At 34.5% G+C, this 24498-nt stretch carries 21 protein-coding genes and 1 pseudogene; 11 read left to right on the top strand and 11 right to left on the bottom strand.

The genetic code is table 11. The features are described 5' to 3' along the window. The 8 genes and pseudogenes from ABD940_RS07660 (at position 1) to ABD940_RS07625 (ending at position 5875) form a co-directional block, all read left to right on the top strand. Positions 1–840, top strand: coding sequence for an SDR family oxidoreductase (locus ABD940_RS07660; protein WP_345201865.1), 840 nt, complete (start codon positions 1–3; stop codon positions 838–840). An 11-nt stretch (positions 841–851) separates the two neighbouring features. Then, the gene (locus ABD940_RS07655; RefSeq protein WP_345201862.1) at positions 852–1109 is read left to right on the top strand and encodes a hypothetical protein; all 258 of its coding nucleotides are present in this window, start codon (positions 852–854) and stop codon (positions 1107–1109) included. Positions 1110–1127: 18 nt separating this feature from the next. After that, positions 1128–1472, top strand: a pseudogene (locus tag ABD940_RS07650) (MFS transporter); the annotation flags it as partial. Beyond that, complete coding sequence (locus ABD940_RS07645; RefSeq protein WP_345202626.1) at positions 1423–1887, top strand: MFS transporter; 465 nt, start codon at positions 1423–1425, stop codon at positions 1885–1887. The pseudogene ABD940_RS07650 and the gene ABD940_RS07645, both read left to right, overlap by 50 nt. A 399-nt stretch (positions 1888–2286) precedes the next feature. Continuing rightward, on the top strand, positions 2287–3183 hold the full coding sequence (locus ABD940_RS07640) for a helix-turn-helix domain-containing protein (protein ID WP_345201858.1): 897 nt from the start codon (positions 2287–2289) through the stop codon (positions 3181–3183). Between the two features lie 69 nt (positions 3184–3252). Next, entirely contained in the window at positions 3253–4095 is an 843-nt protein-coding gene (locus ABD940_RS07635; RefSeq protein WP_345201854.1) for an alpha/beta fold hydrolase, read from the top strand. A 33-nt stretch (positions 4096–4128) separates the two neighbouring features. Further along, a complete protein-coding gene (locus ABD940_RS07630) occupies positions 4129–4932 on the top strand; it encodes an enoyl-CoA hydratase/isomerase family protein (protein ID WP_345201850.1) in 804 nt (267 codons plus the stop codon). Positions 4933–4936: 4 nt separating this feature from the next. Beyond that, a complete protein-coding gene (locus ABD940_RS07625) occupies positions 4937–5875 on the top strand; it encodes an NADP-dependent oxidoreductase (protein WP_345201846.1) in 939 nt (312 codons plus the stop codon). 457 nt (positions 5876–6332) lie between these two features. Here the strand turns inward: ABD940_RS07625 and ABD940_RS07620 are convergent, their stop codons facing one another. The 11 genes from ABD940_RS07620 to ABD940_RS07570 form a co-directional block, all read right to left on the bottom strand. Then, complete coding sequence (locus tag ABD940_RS07620) at positions 6333–6521, bottom strand: YWFCY domain-containing protein (RefSeq protein ID WP_486303706.1); 189 nt, start codon at positions 6519–6521, stop codon at positions 6333–6335. 296 nt (positions 6522–6817) lie between these two features. Continuing rightward, positions 6818–7648 carry a universal stress protein gene (locus ABD940_RS07615; RefSeq protein ID WP_345201843.1) on the bottom strand — a complete coding sequence of 277 codons (831 nt, stop codon included), beginning with the start codon at positions 7646–7648 and terminating at the stop codon, positions 6818–6820. Positions 7649–7695: 47 nt separating this feature from the next. Next, positions 7696–9108 carry an inorganic phosphate transporter gene (locus tag ABD940_RS07610; protein WP_345201841.1) on the bottom strand — a complete coding sequence of 471 codons (1413 nt, stop codon included), beginning with the start codon at positions 9106–9108 and terminating at the stop codon, positions 7696–7698. 50 nt (positions 9109–9158) lie between these two features. Then, entirely contained in the window at positions 9159–10400 is a 1242-nt protein-coding gene (locus ABD940_RS07605; RefSeq protein WP_345201838.1) for a porin, read from the bottom strand. 1218 nt (positions 10401–11618) lie between these two features. Next, a complete protein-coding gene (locus tag ABD940_RS07600) occupies positions 11619–12539 on the bottom strand; it encodes a polysaccharide deacetylase family protein (RefSeq protein ID WP_345201835.1) in 921 nt (306 codons plus the stop codon). A 103-nt stretch (positions 12540–12642) separates the two neighbouring features. After that, positions 12643–13122, bottom strand: a complete 480-nt coding sequence (locus ABD940_RS07595) for a nuclear transport factor 2 family protein (RefSeq protein WP_345201831.1) — start codon at positions 13120–13122, stop codon at positions 12643–12645. A 41-nt stretch (positions 13123–13163) separates the two neighbouring features. Further along, positions 13164–14537, bottom strand: coding sequence for an alginate export family protein (locus ABD940_RS07590; RefSeq protein ID WP_345201827.1), 1374 nt, complete (start codon positions 14535–14537; stop codon positions 13164–13166). Between the two features lie 247 nt (positions 14538–14784). After that, entirely contained in the window at positions 14785–15792 is a 1008-nt protein-coding gene (locus tag ABD940_RS07585; RefSeq protein WP_345201823.1) for an MBL fold metallo-hydrolase, read from the bottom strand. A 25-nt stretch (positions 15793–15817) separates the two neighbouring features. Further along, entirely contained in the window at positions 15818–17587 is a 1770-nt protein-coding gene (locus tag ABD940_RS07580; protein ID WP_345201821.1) for an amidohydrolase, read from the bottom strand. Positions 17588–17861: 274 nt separating this feature from the next. Next, positions 17862–18872, bottom strand: coding sequence for an alpha/beta fold hydrolase (locus ABD940_RS07575; RefSeq protein WP_345201818.1), 1011 nt, complete (start codon positions 18870–18872; stop codon positions 17862–17864). A gap of 31 nt (positions 18873–18903) precedes the next feature. Beyond that, complete coding sequence (locus ABD940_RS07570) at positions 18904–19689, bottom strand: alpha/beta hydrolase (protein ID WP_345201815.1); 786 nt, start codon at positions 19687–19689, stop codon at positions 18904–18906. A gap of 226 nt (positions 19690–19915) precedes the next feature. Here ABD940_RS07570 and ABD940_RS07565 point away from each other — a divergent pair, with 226 nt between their 5' ends. From ABD940_RS07565 to ABD940_RS07555, 3 genes are read left to right on the top strand one after another with little or no spacing between them, the layout of a single operon-like run. Continuing rightward, positions 19916–22186, top strand: a complete 2271-nt coding sequence (locus ABD940_RS07565; protein ID WP_345201813.1) for a histidine kinase dimerization/phosphoacceptor domain -containing protein — start codon at positions 19916–19918, stop codon at positions 22184–22186. A 3-nt stretch (positions 22187–22189) separates the two neighbouring features. Further along, positions 22190–23995 (top strand): sigma 54-interacting transcriptional regulator, encoded by a 1806-nt coding sequence (locus ABD940_RS07560; RefSeq protein ID WP_345201810.1) that lies wholly within the window; start codon positions 22190–22192, stop codon positions 23993–23995. After that, positions 23965–24120 carry a helix-turn-helix domain-containing protein gene (locus tag ABD940_RS07555; RefSeq protein ID WP_345202624.1) on the top strand — a complete coding sequence of 52 codons (156 nt, stop codon included), beginning with the start codon at positions 23965–23967 and terminating at the stop codon, positions 24118–24120. The genes ABD940_RS07560 and ABD940_RS07555 overlap by 31 nt, the downstream gene beginning before the upstream one ends. The last annotated feature ends 378 nt before the right edge of the window (positions 24121–24498 follow it).

Here is a 24498-nt window from a genome sequence, read left to right as displayed (position 1 = left end):
ATGAATACAAAAGATGTAATCGTTCTTACAGGAGCTGGGCAATTGGGAATGGCAATAGTCAGAAGAATAGCCTATGGAAATAAAATAATTGTGGCAGACTGGAAAATTGAAAATGCTGAAGCTATTTCAAAGACATTAGTGGAAGCTGGATTTGATGTTATTCCTTTCAAAGTAGACATTTCTTCTAGAGAATCTATTTTAACACTTATAAGGGTTGCACAGAAAGAGGGAGAGGTTTCAATGTTGGTCAATGCTGCAGGTCTTTCTCCCAGCCAATCTACAAAAGAACACATTCTGCAAGTTGATTTGTATGGTACATCAGTTTTATTGGAAGAATTTGGAAAAGTAATTAAAAAAGGAGGAACGGGTGTTACAATTTCGAGTCAGTCAGGTTACAGAATGCCTGCTTTGACAGCTGATGAAGACAGATTGTTGGCAACAACTCCAACAGAAGAATTATTACAACTGAAAATGTTGCAATCTGAAAATATCAGAGACACATTACATGCTTACCAAATAGCAAAACGTTGTAATGGAAAAAGGGTAATGGCAGAAGCTGTAAAATGGGGCGAACGTGGTGCAAGAATAAATTCTATTTCACCAGGAATTATTGTAACACCGTTGGCGTTAGACGAATTTAATGGTTCAAGAGGTGATTTTTATAAAAATATGTTTGCAAAATCGCCTGCAGGTCGCCCAGGAATTGCCGATGAAGTAGCTAATGTTGCTGAATTATTGATGTCGGAAAAAGGAGCATTCATTACAGGCTCAGATTTTTTGATTGATGGTGGGGCAACAGCATCTTATTTTTACGGTTCTCTACAACCTGAAAGGAATTAAACAAAAAAAGTATGAATAATTCTGCCAAATTTCATTACGGATATATTATCGTCTTCTGCTGCTGTCTGATCATGGGAATCAATATAGGATTGGTAATGAGTTGTGCTGGAATTTTTTATAAACCTGTTAGCAAAGAGCTGGGTATTTCATTAGGTGATTTTGGGCTATATATGACTTTTGTTTATTTTTTTTCAACATTGATGTTATCTGTTGCTGGGAAATTGATGGACAGATATAGTGCAAGATGGCTGTTAACTTTGAGTTCTTGAGTTTTAGGATTAGTTTATCTTATAATGTCGGTGTTCAATTCTGTTTGGCAATTTTATATTGCCAGTTCAATCATCGGATTATCATTGGCATTTTTGCTGTATCTCAGTTATCCAACGATGATCAACCGTTGGTTCAATATCTGCGTTGGTTTTTTTATCGGTCTTTGTAGTGTCGCATCAGGGATTGGAGGCATTTTATTCAATCCTTTGGCAGGATATCTAATTTCTCACTATGGATGGCGAACAACTTACCTATCATTCGGAGTTGTTATTTTTGCTTTGGTTACACCATTACTGGCGATACTCTTGAGAAATTACCCTGCTGATAAGGGGAGAAAAAGCTTATGGAGAAAAACAAGCTGAAACAATAAAATCGGGAATAGCTTATTCGGTTGCTATAAAGTCCCGTATTTTCTACTCGTTGATTGTTTTCGCATTTTTTATGATCTCCGTTTCGACGCTCAATTTATTTTTACCAACTTACGTTACTAGCATCGGCTATTCAGTTGAACAGTCGGCTTTTGTTGCATCTGCGATTATGCTAGGTGTCACCATCGGAAAAGTTGCATTAGGTTGGTTGAATGATCGAAATGTATCATTTGGAATTTTAGCATCAATAAGTCTAGACATTTTAGGATTTATTTTATTATTACTTGGTAAATCAGGAATAGTTGTACCTACTGGTGGTAGGTTTTTATTTGGCTGGGCCTATGCTGGTATAACAGTGGAAACGGCATTGCTTTTAAGAAGCATTTTTGGAAGTAAAGATTTATACTAAAATATTTTCAAATATCTCTATCGCATTGTTTTCAGGGGGTGCATTAATGTCTGGTAGTTGGGGTTATATTGTTGATTATGTCGATTTTAAAATAATTCTAATTATTGGAATTATACTTTTGTTGAGTTCCGGGATCATAGCATTTTATTCATTAAAAACTCAGAAAAAAATAATCAAATAGGTATTTTTATAAATGAAATAACCAAAAAAAAAAAATTGTGGTCAAAATGGTAGCGAAAAAAAACTTTTCAGCTCCCCATAATTTTAAAACACTCATGCTTGTTTTTATTAATCTTTATTTAACTTACTTGGTTTTCAAAGATCTTATTTATACAAAAATTAATATGTATTGGAAGTCGATTCAATTTACGATTAAAAACAATTTCGCATTTTTGTTACATGAAAGCCTTTAATGATTTAACTAGCTATAATAAATATCTTAATCTTTCTGAGCCATTACACCCATTAATGGACAGCAGGGTTTGCAAACAGGCGATCCCGAATTTCCCTCAATCGAGTGATGAGATACAGGTTAATCTTTTCAAAATTTCATTAAAGAAAAATTTCACCGGAGATATCAATTACGGAAATAATAAATATTATACTGAAAATGGACTAATGCTCTTCAGCGAACCGGGTCAGGTTGTTTCTTGGGAAAGTCTGACTTTTTGGGACGGTTTTGCATTTGTTTTTCATCCCGATTTAATCAAACAAAATCCTGTTGCAGCTAAAATTAATCAATATAAATATTTCAGTTACGAGATCAATGATGCTTTGTTTATGACTGCGGAGGAAGAAGAAATCGTCACTTGGCTTTTTACGAAAATCCATATGGAGTTGATTGAAAATAAGAGCAAAGCGAATATCAATATCATTTTATCTCTGTTAAATGTTGTTCTTTCCTATGCCGATGTTTTTTATGAGAGACAATTCAAGGATAAGGCTACAATAGCCGTTTCTGTTACTTCTAAGGTAAAAAGTTTATTGCAAAATCATTATAACGATTTTTCTAAACCGGTTCAAAATATTCCTACCGTTTCTTCGATTGCTGAAGAACTCAATCTTTCATCCAATTACCTTACCGATCTTATGCGGGCAGAAACAGGTAAGAGTACGAGTAATTATATTCAGGAATTTATTGTCGAGCAGGCAGAAATTCTTCTCCATCAAACAGAACTGAATATCAGTGATGTTGCCTATCAATTAGGCTTCTCCAATGTTCCTTATTTCTCAAGATTTTTCAAGAAAGTAAAAGGAATTTCGCCAACTGAGATCCGCAATCAGAGAATAGTATAAGAGATTCCGTGATTCGTGTTAAAGGGAAATTGTCTGTTCATCTAACTTTGAACTTACAATTACAAACCTATGACTACGAATTCATTTTTTGGAGACTCCGAGACCCAATTTATTATAATTGACAGTGTACAGATCGCTTACAGAAAGTTTGGGAACGGTACACCAATTTTATTCTACAACAGATTTCGAGGAATTCTTGATACGTGGGATCCTTTATTTCTAGATTCATTAGCAACAGATCATTCCATCGTTTTATTCGATTATCCCGGAATTGGCGATTCTGATGGAGAGCTGTCATCAGATATTTTGGAAGTAGCCAATGTAGGGATCAAGCTGATGACCTGTTTGACTTATGAAAAATTCTATGTTTTAGGATGGTCTTACGGAGGGCTTGTAGCACAGGCTGCAATGTTTTTGAATGAAGATAAAGTTTTGAAAACGGTTCTTATTGGTACAAATCCGCCTGGAAATAATGACACTTCATTTGATCCTGCATTCTTTGAAAGAGCTTTAAAACCAATCAATGATCTGGATGACGAAACGGTTATCTTTTTCGAACCAACATCGGAAAAGAGTAGGATTGCAGCCAAAGCATCATTCGATAGAATTTCAAGAAAATTGAATTCTTCCAAAATTCCATCAACGCCCGATAAATTCCAAAAATACTTTAATGGTTCTGCATTGATGAAAAAAGATGAAGAGAACTTCCGTGGTCGCTATGAAACACTCACGATTCCGGTTTTGGTGATCTCTGCAGATCACGATATCAGCTTTGCGGTAGAAAACTGGTTTCCTTTACTTAGAAAAGCACCATCAATGCAGCATATTATCTTGAATGATGCAGGTCATGGTTTGCAGCATCAGGAACCCAAATTAATGGCAGGTTATATCAATCTGTTTCTTAATAATTAAATAAAAATATAACTATATAAACAAAATAGCATTATGATTTTTACAACAAACAAACTAAGCGAATATTATTGGAAAGTAACAATAGACAATCCTCCTGTAAATATTTTCGATCCTAAATTTTCGGTTCAGTTAAGAGAATTAATGAACGATTTGGAAGCCAATGAAAACTTAAAGGTGGTGGTTTTCGAAAGTGCAAATCCAGAGTTCTATGTGGCACACGCAGAATTGATCGATATTTTTGAATTTCCAAAAGGTGTGGGAGAAACAGGGCTGTCTATTTCCTGGCCTGATGTAGCAAAGCGTCTTGAGCAAGCTCAGTTTGTAAGTATTGCATCCATTAGAGGAAGAGCAAGAGGTCTTGGAAGCGAGTTTATTCAAGCTTTTGATCTGCGTTTTGCGAGCAAAGAGAAAGCATTTTTTGCACAGCCGGAAATAGGAATTGGTTCTTTCCCGGGAGGCGGTGGATTAGAGAGGTTACACCTACTGACAGGCAAAGCAAGAGCGTTGGAAATTATTTTGAGTGGAGATGATTATGATGCATCAACTGCGGCTGATTACGGCTGGATTAACAGAGCTTTTCCGGATAATGAATTAGATGGATTTGTCAATAATCTCGCGAACAGAATTGCTTCTTTTGATAAGAAAATAATTACGACCATCAAGTCTATTATGAATGAGAGAGTAATTATTCCAAAAAATGAACACATCATGGAAACTCAGACTAAATTTTTTGCTTCTCTTACAGAACCGGAAGCCAGAGGAAGAATCAAAGCTCTGCTGGATCAGGGATTGCAAACTTATGGTGATGTGGAATTAAACTTAGGCAAATATTTATAATACAATGAAAGTAATCATATTAAAAACTCCCGGAGATGTGGACCAATTGGAATATACAGAAGTTCAGATTCCTGAGATCAGTTCAGATGAAGTTTTGGTAAAAGTAAAAGCCATTAGTATCAATCCGGTAGATGCAAAAACCAGAAAAGGAGAAGGAATGTTTGCCTTGATGAAAAAGGATAGTCCTCTTATTTTAGGATGGGATATTTCGGGTATTGTGGAGAAAAGTAACAGTTCAGATTTTAAGGACGGAGACGAAGTTTTCGGAATGATTAATTTTCCCGGAAATGGTAACGCTTACGCAGAATATGTTGCTGCACCCGCTTCTCAGCTAGCTCTTAAACCTAAAAATATTACCTTTGAAGAAGCTGCTGTTTCAACGTTGGCGGCATTGACGGCATGGCAGGCATTGGTTGTTAACGGAAAAGTTCAAAAAGGACAAAATGTATTAATTCATGCTGCTTCCGGAGGAGTCGGGCATTTCGCTGTGCAGCTTGCAAAATATTTAGGAGCAACAGTTACCGGAACATCATCTGAAAAAAATAAAGACTTTGTATTGAGTTTAGGAGTTGATCATTACATCGATTACCATAATTGCGACTGGTCACAACAAAAGCCTGAATACGATTTTGTATTGGATACAGTTGGCGGAGATAATATTGATCATTCAATTGAGGTTACTAAATCAGGTGGAACGATCATAAGTATTCCTACCGGACTGAATGAAGAAATAACCGAGAAAGCTAAATCAAAAGGCATTAACGGCTATTTCATTTTAGTAAAATCCAATGGTGAACATATGAAAGCAATAGCTTCTCTTTTAAAAAGTGGAGCTATTAAACCACATATTTCTAAAATATTTTCTTTTAACGAAATGAAAGAAGCACATCTGCAATTGGAGTCAGGTAGGACAGTGGGAAAAGTGGTGGTGGTTATTTCTTAAACAGATATTGATGCTATCACTTTAAATACAGTTTAAAATATTCTTTCCGAATAATTCAAATAAAAAAAGAGGATAATCAATTTTGATAATCCTCTTTGGCGACCTGTCGGGACAATTTTTGAACCATTTTCTCAGTGATTTAAAAAAAAATGTAGGAGAAATTGATGCCTAGAATATGCCATAATAATATTAATCGGTTCTCTAATGAATTATTCTTATTACTATTATTTAGCTCTAATAGTAAATGCAAGATTTGTATTTTCTTTATATAGTCCCATGTATAAAGCCTTCAGGAATGCCTGTGCTGATACCTATTTATGCTTAAAAGAAATTTAGAATTATCGTGATTGATGAAATTTTATTTCTTAAATTGAAATACCTAAAGAAGCTCTCTTGGAGATTATTAACTATTAACCTAAATTTTTAACCTTGGTACACCAAATTTACAGGGATGCTCTTACGAAAATAAATCGGCGTTCTTTTGGAAATTTTGCAGAATCTTATTGATAATATCAAGATTCCAACTGATTTCAAAAAGAAAGCCATAGCAATACCAATAAAGATGGATGAGCACTAATAAAATACTTACTGCCTGCATAAATCCAATGATTTTAGCCAGTCCTCTTAGAACGTCTTCTTCCTGCATATTTTAGATTTTTATGTTTAAGAGAGATATTATGGGGTTTATTGTGAGATGGCTATTATTTGCGCTTTGAAGAAGTTTCTGGTTTTTGTATTTTTATAATCTAATGTTTGAAAATAAGTAGCGGAGGAGCAAAGGAAAAAGTAGCTCTGAGTGATTTAGTTAATGATAAAGAAAAGCTATCCATTTGGATAGCCTTATATTTTAGATTTGCTTTAAAGTGTATCAATCGAGAAGTTCATCTCAAATCCAAAAAGGGTAGCTCTTTGAAGATATTCTATAGTTTACAAATTGAGCAACTATTCATGCAGCACCAAAATAGCTTTAACAGATTTGTTCAAAACTTCATCCAGTGTATTGCTTGTAAATAATCTGTAGATCATATTATGGTTGCGTTTTACCAGGCACAGAATATCGGTTTTATTTTCATCAATAAAATCTATAATTGCGTTGGATGTCTTGCCATCTTCATCAACATAATTAAAGTTCACCTCTGATGCCTTGATCTGTTCCTGAAGTTTCTTTTCGCTGCTTTTAATTATTTTTTGATCCATTTCCTTATCAGAAATGTGAAGCACTTCAAGTTTTTGAGGATTGGAAGATTTCAGTATCTGATTTAATGCTTTTACATCTCTTACGGATAATTTTGTTGTTTTATAATCGGCGGCAAGTGTTACCACAGGATTTTGCGTTAATGTGCTTTCTAAAGGAACAATTAGTGTAGGGATTCTCATTTTAGTTATGATCATACTTGTATTGCCTCCTACTATTCCTTTAATTCCTGTAGAACCGGTAATTCCAGTTACAAGGAAAGAAACATCATTATACTCAATATATTTATTGATTACAGCTCGTAAATGGCCAACATCACAGGCTGTTCTCACAGGTATATCTTTATATTCTTCGTTTCGGCTTATTTTTTCTGCCCAGCTTTTCAGTGCAGCTCTTTTTCGGGCATAATAATCTTCGATGAAGATCGCATTATAGGTACTGTTGTTGATACCTTCCGTTGGGTGTATCGCATGAAGAACAGCAACTTCCATATTCAAAATTTTGGCAAGTGACATTGCATAAGATAATGCGTTTTCTGCATTTACGGAAAAATCTGAGGCAACTAATATTTGTTTCATTTTTTGGCTTTTATAGGTTTAAGTTAATCAAAAGACTTGTTCTAAGACTAGATAAATAAATGGAATAATGTAAATAATGCCAAAGAAAGTACAATAGATACTGGCAAAGTAAGCACCCAAGCCAGACCAATACTTTTCAATGTAGCAGGATTCAGATTGTTTTTTCCTCCCGAAGCTACCATCGAACCTGCAATACCGCTTGATAATACGTGGGTCGTACTTACCGGAAGTCCTAAAAATGTGCTCATCCCAATAGTAGAAGCCGCCACAAGCTCACTTGAAACGCCCTGTGCATAATTCAAATGTTCATTTCCAATCTTTTCGCCAATCGTTACTGCAATTCTTTTCCATCCAATGGTTGTTCCAAGACCCAATGCTACAGATATTGCGATAATAACCCAGATAGGGGCAAATTCAGTTAATTTTTTAAGTTCGGATACTTCTTTATCAAGAGCAATTTTATCGACCTCATTAATTTTTAAAGTTTTGTCATCATTCAGATCTTTGATTGATTTTGTAAGATCTTCAACTTCTTTCCTAAATTTATATGTTGCCTGTTTGTCTTTTTCATTTTTATAGGCAAGATGTTTTTTTACAGATTCAATTTTTTCACTCAAAACTGTAAATTCAGCTGTGTTTCCGGTAGATGACGCAATCTTTTTCAATACTGTTTCGGTTTGATTGAGATTCGTAATGATTTTATCATTCGGAATATCATGATTAACTGCAAACTTAGCAGGAAGAAAAGCAATAAGGATCAGCATAAAAAGTCCTACACCTTTTTGCCCGTCATTACTCCCATGAAAGAAACTAACCAGCGTACAGGTTATTATTAATATCACTCTTATGACGAAAGGAGGTTTATCGTTTTCGCCGGTAGGAATATGGAAAAGGGCTTTATATCTTACCACATATTTAAAAAACAGCATTAATAAGATTGCCAGACCAAAACCTACAATCGGTGAAAGTATGAGAGAAAGACCTATTTCTTCCGCTTTATGCCAGTTAACACCAGCTCCTCCATAATACCAGGTGAAACCCAGACCTGCTCCAATGAGAGCGCCAATAAGTGTGTGAGAACTGGAACAAGGAATTCCTAAATACCAGGTTCCCAGGTTCCATATAATGGCAGCAAGTAACACGGCCAAAACAAGACTTGCACCAACGGCTATGGGAAGCGTCATTAATGCATCCATCGGGACAAGCTTTAAAATTCCCATGGCTACAGCAATTCCACCGGTGAAAACACCAAGGAAATTCCAAAAACCGGACCAGGGAATAGCCAGTGCAGGTTTGAGAGCTTTTGTATAAATTACTGTGGCTACTGCATTGGCGGTATCGTGGAAGCCATTGACAAATTCGAAAGCTACCACGGCGAGCAGACACAGAGCAAAAACAATTGCAAGACCTGTCGTTAAATCTGATTCACCTAAAAAAGGTAGAACGATGTTTAAAAGCATAAGGTATTTTTTAAATTATAGTTAGATTTTAGAAAATTAAATGATTTGATCTACCATCTGTAGAGTAGACGGGTAGTAAAAACGTCATCCTTAATATCACCGGAGGAATTTTTAAGACTTGTGCTTTCGTTTCTTACATGCTCGTTATAGATAGTTAGCTTTAACCGCTCACTTAGCTGGTATGCAATTCCGTAGCCTAATGTTCCGAATTTCACGTCTCCGTCATTGGTGAAATTACCGGGCATTCCTATGGTTTTGCCTGATAATTTCCTGTTGGGATCATAAACATCGTAAGCTAAAAGTGCAGTAAGTTTTGTTTTTGCAATCTGCTGGCTCAGCCAAAAATAGTAACCGTTGAATTTTCGCTGATAAAGATCACCCAGTGGCTGTGTTCCAAAACTTTGGCTTGAGTAAGAACCAACCAGTTTATCGGGTCCCAAAGCAGCAACCCCCGGCTGGCTTCCGGCAACGTATTCCGTTTTAAAGGAAGTGGCTCCAAAACTGGTATCGTACTGAACCTGCAGATTTGCGCCATAGTAATTTCGGTCAATGTTTTTACCAACAAAATTATCATCAGTGTGAGCTGTATAACCACCGTTATTTGTTGTATAATAAGTGTTTGTGTTATTTCTTACGGAACCTTTGTAGAATGATCCACCGAAGCCGATATGTAATTTTTCGTCTGCAAGCTTATCAAATTTAAAGCCTACGTTTCCAATAATATCTTTTTTGTTATCATAGTCTTTTGCATTCTTTCCACTACCGTTTACCACTGCAAATTCAACGGTTAAAAATTGGGCAATTTTTTGTGGACGATAGCCAATCATGACACCTAAATCACGTTCACGCGGCATCAGCGTCTGGAATACTCTTGCACGCTCCGGAAAATCGCGATACCCCGATGAATAAACAATGGAATAACCAAACGGACGGTTGAATAGCCCCGCTGTAAGATTGAAAGCCTTATAATCAGGATGTTTTATCTGAATAAACGCATCCATTAACTGTACTCCATCTTGTGTTGCATCCAACTGAAAGACAATACTTGAATATTTATCAACCCTGTCTATTTTTAAACGCCCTCTTCGAATCATAAAACGATTGTCAGAATTAGCGGGAAAGTCACCACCTGAAAATGAAGTTATACCCGATGATTGTGCCTTTTGGAATTGAGTTTGAAGATACCCTGTGATTTTAATGTCGTGAGGATCGTAACTTGATGGAGCATTATTATTCTGTGCTATAGCAATAATCGGTAAAGCTGCTAGTAACGCTAAGAAAATTCTTTTCACATTTATGTTTTTATTGATTGTGCAAAGAAATGTTGTTTTTTAGTTATCTGTGTTAAGTGATTTTTAATAAATCTTTAAATGATTGAAATTTTTTATGATTACTTTTTAGCTATTCAATAAAAGGGAATAATACCCTACTAAATGTTTAATAGGATATTAGCTAAAATGAAAAAATGAATGTTTAAACCTGCATCTTCAAAGTTCCGTCATCATGAATTAAATAATAATAGAAATATGAGAATTGTGTTTTATCAATAGTTAGATTGGGATGTTTTTTTTTGTAAAAGTAGATAAATGAATCACTTCACTAAAGATATTGTTGACACGTTTTCAGAATTTATCTCTCTTGTTAATCGGTGTAATTGATTGAAAATCAAATTGAATTAATGCTTTTTTTGTGGTCGTTTTTCTGTAGAAAAAAATATTGTCAGACAATGTAATTATTCGTGAATTCTGAAATTAACACTAGCCTTTCTAATTATTTTGATTACAAAACTGACCATATTTTACAAAGTAGATACTTTAAGCTCTTTGATTATTAAAGTAAATCCTGAAAAATGCAGATATTATTTTTCACAAAAAAAGCGAAACCAAGATCTTTTTGTTCACTAATTTACAAAATTGTTTCTTTAATAGATTTACGGTTGGTAAAATTCCAACTTATTGTCTACAATGAAATAAGTAGCAAAAAGTTGGTGACCCTGACAGAATCAAGATAATATTTAAATTGGGATTTTACAAATTTTTTGTGAATGACCTATTTAGAGCCTTTCAAAAGATATTATAGCTAAATGTTTATCAATAAAGAGATGAATTAAGGTTACAAAATCCATCTCTCCACATAAAAAATAAATCTTGTACGAATCCTGTATAGGATTTCTTGTTTTTGCAAGCAAGTTCTAGAGTGCTTCGAACTTCATCTAAAAATAGAAAATTTTAAGAACCTTTATATTTAAGAGTATGCTGTATATTAAACGAATAATATTTTCTCAGCCACCTCAGTTAATTCAGAGACCGATTATTATTATTGACTATTATATCTCTCATCAAATCTCCTAAAGATGATCCTCTGTTTTACTGTTTTTGAAGTCAAACACTAAAAAAATGGAAAATTAAAAGAATAGATTTATAATATATTCTTATCCTGATAAAAGGAATATAGATAAAAATAAAATCACAATACTTCTATAGTTGTTTAATGTTTTTAACTTATACAAATCATTCCCGCACCACAGTTCTATCCCTATACGTCATCTCCGCAATTTCATCTTTCCGTTTAAAAGAAACTCCTTTATGACTTTGCATATACTTAATTAAATCTGCCGTAACTTTTACCATTTGAGGAGTACCGCCAATACGATCATGAAAGCTGATTGATAGTTGTCTTCTTTTATTTGCACTTTCTTTGTATAATTGATCAAATTCTGCTTTCACTTGGTTGATAAACTGATCTACAGAAAAATTTTTACCTTCTATTAAAACAATATCATTACATCGAATACTATAAGGCACAACCACAAAATCTTTATTGTTTACCTTGATAATGAATGGCTCATCACGACTGAGATCATCAATATGATATTTAAAACCAAGCTCCTGCAAAATTTTTAAAGTATTTTCTCCTCTTCGAAGCCAGTTCGCATTGTATCCGACAGGATTAAAGCCTGTTGTCTTTTTGATGGCATCAACACCATCTTTTATGAATTTTTTTTCGTCTTCGTATGATAAATTGTACTGTGAATTCCAGCTCATTCCGTGAGCAGCGGCTTCATGACCTCTGTCAACAATTTCCTTTGCCAGAGCCGGATTTTTCAAAACGGCAGTTCCTACCATGTGCGATGTTACTTTAATTCCAAGTTGATCCCAATTATCAAGCATCCGCGGAATTCCTTCTTTGTACCCGTATTCATACCAAGTGGAGGAGGGCAAATCTACATATCCTTTTTCCATATTTCTGGGGAACGGACTTTCCGCATTATCAGGCTGACCACCGGCTTCAAACTGCATGGAAACTGAAACGATCAAACGGGAGCCATCTGCCCATTTGGAGTTTTCTACTTTTGTTTCAGGATTCTGATTTATTTGTACAGGTGCAGCAAATGTTGTGACTGGATCCACAAGTCCTGCAACCCCGATCAAACTGCTTTTCTTGATGAAATCTCTTCAATTGCTCATATTGTTTAATTTTTTTGAGTTAAGGTTATTGATTTAATGAATTGAAACGAAACGGGAGCAAATAAATTTATTGAAATGCTTTTTCGATAATTAACGTTTCTTCATACATCGCAAACTGACTGATAAGTTGATCTTTAATCGTCATATGCATGGCAAATGGCATTTTAAAATGCTTTCCGGTTTTCTTTACCGTTCTTTCAACAAATCCGAAAACGGCCACCTCATTTCCTCTCAATAAAAAAGATTGGGCTTCAAACTTATCCGATCCTTCAACAAAATAAGTGAAGAGGGTTTTGAAAAGTTCTGAAATATCTTCCCTTTTAGAACGATGTCCTGTCCAAGGCATATATTTAGACTCGAAAATATACCAGTCTACTTTTTCAGAGATTACTGAAGCTATCTTTTCCGGATCTTTTGATCCTACATATTCAAAAAACTTTTCTGCAGTTTGTTTGGTTTTAATTTCCTCATCGGAATAATTTTGCGCCTGTATTTGTGCAGAAAAACCAAGAAATAGGATAATTATAATTAATTGTATCGTTTTCATGATTGATTGGGTTTTTAGTGTTAATTATTTTTATTGAATCTTTAAAAACGAATCTGCGTCGTAATTCCCGTAAAGAATATATTTTTTCCCATTCCAGAAGCTTTGATATAATCTTTCGCCTGAAACCAGGTTGCTTCCAATCTGAAATAAAGAAAAGGATTCGGTTCCCAGACAATTTCCGTCTCCAGCTGGTTCCCGATTTTCTTTTTGGTGGTGGTATTTCCGGGATAAATTAATGAAGTATTTGGCGCGTAAATTCCATCATTCCCGCTGTATCTCCAAAACATATCGTAATCAATGATCCAGTCGATGTTTTTAGTGATTTCAAAACTAATGGAAGGATGAATATCAATAAGATTGGAAGGCCCAATTACAGAAGCCAGCCCAAAATAAGCACCTCTCGGAAACAACGGATTGAAAGTCTGTAATTTCGAATCATCCTTGGTTTTGTCTCCGCGTATTAATTCAGTTTTAAAACCTATTTCAGGATGAAATTTTATTGAATTAAAACGATATCCTCCATTAATGGAAGTTGTCCATGCACTGATGTTTTTTTCTGCAACATCTCCGAACTGATAAACCGCTTCTCCGTCGTAGCGCCAGTTTCCAGATTTACCCCAAATTCTCGTTCCCATTGAATGGCGGATTTCTTTTCCTGTAGCATCATCAAAATTAGCTTTGGCTCTTTTATATCCTAAATAATAAACATCAATATTTTTAAGTAAAGGAACTTTATTAAGTACAAAATAACTTCCCCAAAATTGTCGATCCTGATTGGATTTATCATCAAAAATACCATCTCGAGCAGCTACATAATGCGTGAAAAAGAAATCTGCCGACATATTTTCTTTTCCGGTCATCAATTTTAAACCATCAAAAGATTGTCTGTTATTGGGACCATCTCGTAAAGCCACCAAACGTTGGGATCCGTACGAAAGTTCTTGTCTTCCGGCTCTCAGAATTAATTTTTTACTTTTTTCATTGATGAAATTAAAATCTGCAAAAGCCTGATGAACTTCAAGCGGATTCGCATCTACAGGACTCGGGTCAATTCTTCCGCCAACCACACTGCTTTGCAGCTGAACAAAAGCCCTGAAATATTTTCCAACATGCAAATCGGAATGAAATAAATATCTCGATAAAACATATCCGTCTTTATCCTGATCTCCGTTGCCCCAATTTTCATTTTTAGCATAGAAATATTGAAATCTTATATCGCCACCAAAACTAAAATAAGCACTTTTTGATTCATTAATCGGCAAAAATTTCATCGTTTTATACCAATTCTTATTAATAGTGTCATTTTTCAGAAAGCTGTAATCTTCGTCTTGTCGGGTAGATTTTAAGTTCGGAAATTCCTGTGCAAAGCCTGAGAAAGGAATCAATAAAGCTAATGTTAGAATTATATTTTTCATGATTGAATTTTTAAAGATTAGCCATTTTTTATTTTAAACTTAATTTGAATTTAACCGTAAAAGAGACAAAAGATATTCGGGATAAACAGCTTAGATAATCAAAGCTTCCCAAAGAATAAAAATCTTTGATTTTTAAAAGCTTATGTGTTCTTATTAAAGAGATTCTATAATAAACTTTAATAAAAAATCCAAATCTTTTGTAACTTTTGCGGTTAAATAAAAAGTTTAAACATTTATGATTAAAATATTATTTAACACCATTTTGCTTAATGTCTTTGTACGCATTCGGAATGTTGAAATTGAAATGGAGCCAATTGAAAAGTTCATATCCTTTATCAAATTCTTTCATCGTGACAAATGTTTTTGTTTGTTCTAAAGTCAGCCCTTTTTTTACGGCATTTTCTACATTGGTCTGCAAAGCTGCTACGTAATCAATGGTATATTTAATTCCTGCTTTGTTGGTCACTCTGCCGTGTCCGGGAACCACAATATCTTTATCAGAAATCATATTATAGATTTTGTTGAGGTTTTTAACTGGTTCTAAAAAATAGCCGTCAAACAACCACGGAATAGCCGGACTCTCTGCAATAAAAGGATTTCCTGCCCACAAAACATTTCCTGAAGGTGACTTTAAATAGACAAAAAGATCGGCTGGAGATTGTGCAGTTCCTACATTGATAACCTCGACAATATTTCCTTTTCCCATATCGATTTTCATCGTTTGATTCACTGCAATCGTAACATCTGCAGGTCGATACACACTTTCTTCAATTCCGCGACCGCTCCCGAACAGTCCAATCATGAATTTTTTAATATTATCATAATTTTTAGCCAGATTTTCTTTGCAGAATTCATTTTGAATGATAATCGTTTCATTGGGAAGTAGATAATTTCCAAAACAATGATCGCCGTGATCACTTGTATTGATGGCATAAACGATTGGTTTAGTTGTCACAGATCGTATCAATTTATAAAGCTGATCATACAATCCTTTGCTCAACATCGTTTCGATCAGTAAAACACCTTTATCTCCAACAATAAACCCTGCTGAAGTCGCTTGTGGAATTCCTTTTGTGGTTTCAGTTTCGGTTGTGCTTGGTGAAACTGCGTACACATTTTCTGAAATTTTGTGCAGTTTTAAAGTCACTTTATTGGCATCCCAAATTGGAACGTGATCGGGCATTGCAAATTGCGCATTCACTATATTGCCGAAAAAGAGCAATATTAATATTGAAATTATATTTTGAGTTTTCATAAGAGGGTTGTTTTTGAAATTTTTCTTATTTTTTTTGAATGTAACCACCAAAATATTTCACTGGCGACCATTCCGGAATTACGGGATCAATAGCAGGATCGAGTGATTTAAAATCTCTCGCACCATAAACAATTTTTCCATTGACGATCGTTAAATCAGACTCAATTTCTCGGACTTTATCATTAGGGATTGCAAAATAATCTTCAGATAAAATCGAAAAATCAGCATACATTCCTTTGATTAATTTTCCCTTGTCTTTTTCTTCACCGGAAAACCAAGCGCTTCCAGAAGTGTATAATTGAAGTGCTGTAAACTTATCTAAAACCTGATCTTTTGGCCAGAACTGCATTCCTCCTAATGTTTTTCCTGTAATCAGCCAATGCATCGCCATCCAAGGATTGTAGGTAGAAATTCTTGTTGCATCAGTTCCCATCCCAACAGGAATTCCCATTTCCATCATTTTTTTGATCGGAGGAAGTTGTGTTTTCGGAGCGCCATACAATTTTTCATACAATTCTCCCTGAAAATACATTCTGAATTGCACCGCGATTCCGCCATTTAAAGCTTTTACTCTTTCTAATTCTTGCGGAGTAATGGTTTCTGCATGATCAAAAAACCATCGCAAACCATTAAATGGAATGTCTTTATTCACTTTTTCAAAAACATTCAGCATTCGGTCGATCGATTCGCCGTAAGTGGCATGCAATCGGAAAGGCCATCTGTTTTTAACCAAAAGTCTAATGATTGGCTCTAAATCTTGCTCCATTTCATCGGAAAGAACAATTCTTGGCTCCAAAAAGTTTTCGAAATCTGCCGCTGAAGCCACAATATTTTCTCCTGCGCCTTCCTCTGTATAACCATTGGCGACTAAAAGATTATCATTTTTATTGATTACCGTTTCGGCAACCCATTTTTCATAATCCTGAAGCTCTTTTCCTTTTTGTTGCGCGAATAAATAATAGGAAATCCTAAGATTCAACTTGCCTTGTTTCGCCAGTTCCATAGAAGTTGCATAATCCGCAGGGAAATTTTGAGAACCTCCCGCAGCATCAATAACGGAGGTCAAACCAAATCGGTTCAGTTCTCTGTTAAATTGAAGCGAACTGTTAATTCTTTCTTCGGGGGTTAATTTTGTCGTTAGTCCCAACGTTGTATAAATGGCTTTCGGAGTTTCTTTCGCGAACATTAGTCCGGTTAAGTTTCCGTTTTTATCTTGTTCCAGAACGCTTCCTTCGTAATGAGTGTCTTTCGTATAACCCAAAACTTCGATTCCTTTTTTATTTAAAAATGCTTTGCCATACAAATAAGTGATGAAAACAGGTTTGTCAGGAACTGCAGCGTTTATTTCGTCAATTGTTGGTTGTCTTTTTTCCTCAAATCCGAATTCATTCCAGCCGCCGATTACTTTAATCCAGACTCCTTTTGGTGTTCTAGCTGCCTGTTCTTTTAGCATTTCCATAGCTCTTTTTAAGGTTTTTACGCCGTCCCAACGTAATTCAGAATTATAATTCAGTCCTTCACGAATCACATGAATATGACTGTCGTTTAAGCCCGGAACAACGGTTTTTCCTTTAGCATCAATAATTTTAGTTGATGTTGTTTTATAGGTATCTAAAATGCTTTTTGAAGTTCCTGTCGCTAGAATAATTCCGTCTTTTGTTGCAATTGCCTGAACAAATTCACCTGATTTTTGCATGGTTGCAATTTTTCCGTTGTAAACGATCAGGTCTGCTTTTTCCTGAGACTGTATCAACAGACCAAAGAAAAATAATGGGAGTAAAAGTATTCGTTTCATTTTTTTAGATTTAATTGGTCTTTTAAACTTTTATTGAAGAAAAATTTGTTGAAAATTGAATAATTTTTTACCACAAAAGAATCAAAAGATATTCTTGATTTATAGAGTTCAATTAATGAGTAAGCAAAAGTTTTCCAAAGAATAAAAATCAGAGATTTTTTAAAAACTTATGTGTCCTTATTAGCAATTTTTTAATCAACTGAAAATAACTAAAGTGATAATCTTTTGCTTCTTTTGTGGTTAAAATAAAAGTTTAAAAAGTTTTATGTGATATTTATTTCGCAAGAAAAAATGCCAATAAATCTTTCTGAACCTGAGCCGTATTTTCCTGAACCAGCCAATGTCCTGAACCTGCAATTTTAGATTCCGTTACGTTTTCAGCGACCAATTTGGAATGATCTTTAAGAAATGCCGCTGCAAAATATTCTCCGCCCATTGCCAATAATGGCATTTTAAGTTTTGTTTTTGCAAATACCAAATTGTCTTTTCCGTCCTGAGGAAAATTGGCAAACCATTTGAAGCTGGATTTTGCACCATCTTTCACTGAATATGCTCTGATAAATTCTGCAGTTTCTTCTGCCGTGAAAGGATTTTTTACGTGTCCGACAACGGGCCAAAAATCAGTTAAAAATTCTTTTTCTTTTCCAGTTACGATGTCTCCGGAAGCTGGCCATGCAAAAAACCCGAACCACCAAGCTGAAGCTGAAACTTGCGACCAAACCGGCTCTATTCCTGGAAGCAAAGCATCCATTAAAGCAACTTTTTTAACTTCGTTTCCGTATTGTGCAGCATAAGCGTAGGCAACCATCAATCCGATGTCGTGTCCTGCAAGATTGATATTGTTGTAGCCCAATTTTTTTACAAGTTCATGAATATCCGTCGCCATTGTTTTTTTGTCGTAACCACCTTCAGGTTTATCAGATTCGCCAACACCTCTTAGATCTGGAACGATAACTGTAAAATGTTTTGAAAGTTCGGGTAGAAGACGATTCCACATATACCAGTTTTGTCCGAAACCATGAATTAAAACTAGTGGTTCACCTTTTCCTCCGATTACGTAATGAATATTTACGCCGTTTACCAAAGCCGTTTGATGTTTAAAATTCGCAGGTGGATCCGCAGGTTTTACATCAGAACCCGTTGTTTGTTCTTCTGTTTTTTGAGCTCCAGATTTTGAAGTTTCTTCTTTCTTATTACATGCAGTAAGCATTAAAAAGATAATTGTCAACAGGCTTAAAAAAAACATTCTGCTTTTTTGCCCAACAGTTGTAAAGGTTGTTGTCATAGTTCTTAATTTAAATATGTTAATGATTCTGTTAATTTTTTTGTTTCTGAAACCATTCTAAAATGTAAGCTGCAACCTCTTGCCATCCAGGTTGTCCTAAAACAAAGTGATTTCTTCCGGGAAAAAGTTTATAGTCAGTAACCGAATTTTTGTCGCTGTATTTTTTATAATTATCATGATTCAATTGATACGGAATTGTATGGTCACTTCCACCCGCAATCAATAGCAAAGGACTGTGTGGAGCATTAAAATCCACTTTTGCAGCTGAAGTTATCGTGTCACGCACAACAAGTTTAGACTCCGGAATTGCTAATTGATAACCTTTTTCCTGCCATTCGATGGGAAGTCCGTTGGTGAACGCATATTGCCATTGCGAAAAGCTCATTAAAAAAGTTTTTTTAGTAGAAGTAAAAAATCCGAGCGGTCCCCAACCTGCTTTTAAAAATGAAAATTTGAAAGTCATAATTCCCTGTGGAGGAACAGAATGAATCGCAATCGCCGAAGAAGCCAAACCTTTTTGAGTCAAAATCTGGGCAATTAAACCTCCGATTGAATGACCAATAATTATCGGTTTTTCAGGCATTGATTGTGCAATTTTTTCGTAATGTTCGATAAGTTGTGTTAAGCGGATAGAAGCCACTTGCGGATCCGGATGTCTTTTTCGGAGTACTTCGGGTGAAGCGTCTTTGAAAGGCCAAGGCGGAGCGATGGTTTTGTAACCTTTTGTATCATAAAAATCTCTCCATTCGTTCCAGCATTCATTACTGACGAATGCTCCGGTGATGAAAAGGATTGTTTTTCGATTGTCTGTTTGCATTTTTAACGTTATTAGGTTGTTTTTGCAATGTATGAGACAAAAATCAGGCTTAATATTTAAGTTGTTGATAGTTAGTTTTTTATGTGATTATTGGAATTTTTAAACCAACGATATTTCGTCGAAAAACGATATGAAATAGCGGTATTTCGTTTTATGAAAAAAAGCTGATTGCCCTTGTATCAGAGGGGATTATGTTGTAAATTAGTACGGTATTTATCCCTCAAAAATGCCCCTTAAAAAACTGATACCGCTGTGCTTAGGTTTAAGCCGATTTTTTCTTACGTTTATTTTCGTAACTATTTCCTTTTGTGGGTATTCTCAAAATAATTTAAAAAACAATGAAGACGCTGATTTGGCAGAAAAACGACTGAAATCCCAGAATAATGATGAGGATAAAGTTGATTTATTATTGGCTTTAAGCAAATATTATTTTGAAAGAGATAAGTATAATATTGAGCCCGTTACAAAATCAATAACCTATACAAAACAGGCATTTGGACTTAGCAAAAAGCTTCACTACAAAAAAGGATTGGGAACTTCTTATTTGTGGCTTTCGATGTTGGAACAGCATGATAATCATTTTAATAGAAGTTATTCGTATGCGACCTCTGCCATCAGTATTTTAAATGAAATCAACGAGTATGATTTGTTGGGTGAAGCCTGGGTTATGGTTTGGTCGAGCAAAACTTTAATGGGATTGAAGTATGAAGATCGTATTTTTTACCTTAAAAAAGCCGCAATTTATTTCATTAAATCGAATAACAAAAAGCGTCTTGGAGATTGTTACAGGGAAATGGGAGATATTTATCTTTTGCTTGGAAAGGGAAATGAGTCATTGGTCTGTTTGAAAAAAGCGTTAACTCTTTATCAACAAAGTAATTATAAAAGACTGGATAATCTTTATGATCTTATCGGAGCTGCCTATATTTTTTTAGGAGATTATAAAGAAGGATTGAAATATGAATTTCTAGCTCTTGATACTGCCGAAAAACTGAACGAAAAGAAAGAGCTTTTTTATGTAGTTTATAACAGAATAGGCTTAGCTTACGAGGAAATAAACGATTATAATAATGCATTACAGAACTATGAAAAATCCCTGAAAACGGCAGAAGATTTTAGCACAATTGAATTTAACAGAGCGATTGAAGACATAAGAGCGATTGTTGGGAATATTTCCCGCACTTATCTTAAAATCGGACAGTATGATAAGGCTTTGACATTCATTAATAATATAAAAAAGAAATATCCAACAATCGAAGAAAAAAACTCCTTCAAACTAGATTGTATTTTAATAAGAATTTATGTTCACAAAAAGCAATATGAAAAAGCGCTTCCTTATCAAACGAAAATAATTTCCAATATTAATGAGGTTCATGATTATGATGTTTTAGCATTGATTTATACCACTTTAATTGATTTGAATTTAGCAGTAAAAGATTACGGAAAAGCAAATTATTACAATGATTTACATTTTAAAGTTTGTAATAAACTTAATAAAGACAGTTATTTTGCGGATTATAATCTTTGGGAATATAAAATTGATTCTGCGAGAGGTGACCTAAAACCTGCATTGGAACATTACAAAGAATATGTAAGATTTAACAAAAGATATTTTGATGAAAAAAAATCAAATGAAATCAACAAACTGAATGTTCTGTACGAAACCGAAAAGAAAGATAAATACATTACCAATCTAAAAAATGCATCGATCATTCAAAATGGCAGTCTTGAAAAAGCATCCTTGATCCGAAACATCATGTTTGCGGGTTTTGTGATTCTTTTAGCGTCTATTTATTTTCTTTACAGAGCCTACCAATCCAAACAGAAAAATAATCTGATGCTAAAAATGCAGCAAGATCAGATTCGGGAAAGTAATGTTTCTTTGAAAAACGCGATTCATGAAAAAGAATGGCTGTTGCGGGAAATTCATCATAGAGTAAAGAACAATCTGCATATGGTTGTCGGATTATTGGCAAGTCAGACCGAATATTTGCAGGGAAGTGAGGCTATTGATGCCAATTTGGAAAGTCAGAGAAGAGTAGAATCGATGTCGATGATTCATGACAAATTATATCAGTCTGAAAATCTTTCGATGATCGATATGCCGTCTTATATTTTGGACTTAACGTATTATTTATCAGATTCATTTGATGTAAGAAAACAAATTCGATTTACTCTTGATATTGAAAAAGTTGATTTTCCGTTGTCGCATTCTGTTCCGATCGGTTTGATTTTAAATGAAGCTGTAACCAATTCCATAAAATATGCTTTTCCGGAAAACAGACAAGGCGTCGTAACGATCATTTTAAAACTGGAAAACGGAAAATTTCATCTGACGGTTTGTGACGACGGAATCGGAATTTCGGATACGATTGATCCCGAAAATACGCAATCTTTAGGTTTAAAACTAATGAAAGGACTGAGCGAAGATATTCTGGCTGATTTTAAAATTTCTAATGAATCTGGAACAAAAATCGAATTAATTTTTACAATGTAAGAGATGGACACAAATACAAAAATCCTCATCGTTGAAGATAATTTTATCGAAGCCAATCATTTGCGGCTGATGCTGAAAAATGCAGGATATTCTGTCTTGGGAATTTCCCGAAGTGTAACCGATGCAAAGGAAAACATCCGTAAAGAAAAACCAGGTTTGGTTCTATTGGATATTTTCCTAATGGGAAAAGAAACGGGCATTGATCTGGCTAAATTTTTAAAAGAAGAAAATATAGGTTTTATTTATCTGTCGGCAAACTCAAGTGAAGATATTTTGAGCGAGGCAAAAGCTTCTCATCCTTATGGGTTTTTGGTAAAACCATTTCGTGAAAAAGACCTTCTAATCATGATGCAGATTGCGGGCTATCATCAAAAATATAACATTGAATCTTCTATTAGAAAAGAACAATTATTCCAGAGACAGCTTAAAAATCTTGTTTCAAATTTTGGAACCTGGGATGAATATTTGCAACAGATTTGTACTTCGTTGCAGCCATTAATTCCATTTGATTTGATGATTTCTCTTTACATGACAGATGAACAAAAAGACAATATACTTTTTGGTTTTTTGCGAACCGGTTTTAATGAATATCAGAAAATTACACTAAAAGGTTTTCAGGAATTAACGGATTTAAAACTTCATGAATTAGAGCTTTTATTAAAAAATTCTATTACTGAAGATAATATTTGTATCTATGACGGCAAAGATTTTCAACAGAAAAGAAGTGAGCCGACCATTCATAAGATCACGGCAAATTTTCTTGGAATGAAATCGAATCTTACCTTGCCAATTCCCCTCTCAATCAGTAAAAAAGGGAAATTTATTTTTTCTTTTTACAGTAAAAATCCATTGATTTTTGATGAAGAGCATCTTGATATTTGCAAAAGATTGCAGGATAATTTTATTTATAATGTTGAAAATATTATTGCCCAACAAAATGAAAATTCAAGAAATCCTGAAATTATTCAGGAATCTGAGAATGGTTTTGAAGGAATTATAGGAAAAAGCCCATCCCTGTTAAGCGTTTTTGATTTTATAAGTCAGGTTGCGCCGACTGACACTACAGTTTTAATAACCGGAGAAAGCGGTACAGGAAAGGAAAAAATTGCCAATGCAATCCATTCATTATCTTCGAGGAAAAACCAGCCTTTAGTAAAAATAAATTGTGCTTCATTACCTGCAAGTTTAATTGAAACAGAGCTTTTTGGGCATGAAAAAGGCTCATTTACAGGAGCATTAAGTCAACATATAGGAAAATTTGAACAAGCCAATAACGGAACTCTATTTTTAGACGAAATAGGAGAGATCCCATTAGAAATTCAAGTTAAATTATTGAGGGTTTTACAGGAAAAAGAAATCGAAAGAATCGGAAGTAACAAATCGATAAAAGTTGATATTCGAATTATTGCTGCAACTAATCGTAATCTCGAAAAGGAAGTTGCTGAAGGACGATTTCGTCTGGATTTATATTACAGATTATGTGTTTTTCCATTGGGATTACCCGCTTTGAGAGATCGGAAGGAAGATATTGGAATTTTAGCGCAGTATTTTACAAAAAAATTCTGTGAAAAATTGAAAAAGAATGAGTTGCGTTTATCAGCAGATTCCCTGAAGAGTTTACTCACTTACAACTGGCCCGGAAATATTCGTGAACTGGAAAATCTTATCGAAAGAAGTGTGATTCTTACAAAAGGTGAAGATCTTATGATAACACCATTGCCGGTCACGATTACTCTAAAAAACAACGATAGTGATACCGAACTTTGGCAGGATAAACCATCGAAGAGAACGAAAGAACACATATTCTGAATGTTCTGAATAAGTGCGACGGAAGAATAAGAGGAGAGCAAGGTGCTGCCAAAATTTTGGGTGTTCCGCCTACAACTCTTGCTTCTAAGATGCTTAAATTAGGTATTAAAAGAAATCATTATTAGGAATATTATTTTTACCATTTAAAATGACCGTTTTTTAAAAGTATTCAATAAATATCAGGTAAAAAGGTATAATTTGAATTATGTTTGAAGAAAATAGAGATTAAATTTTCCTGATTTTAATTTTACTTATTAAGAAATTTACTCGCGTGCATAAGTTATGAATATAATTTTGATAATCAGTTAATTATATTTATTAAGATTAAATTGTTTTGGAGTACATTTGCAAAGCATTAATAAAACAGGTTCCTGCCTTTGCTATTCTGCAATAATTTAAATCATATTTTTATCATTCAGTTTTGCTTTTTCAGCTGCCCAATTGTCAACTAATTTCTCTAAAATAAGGCTTTCAATTTATAAAATCAAATTTAATAGAGAAAA

This window comes from Chryseobacterium ginsengisoli, assembly GCF_039542325.1.
Lineage (GTDB): Bacteria > Bacteroidota > Bacteroidia > Flavobacteriales > Weeksellaceae > Chryseobacterium > Chryseobacterium ginsengisoli.
This window is presented reverse-complemented; position numbering and strand designations above follow the sequence as displayed.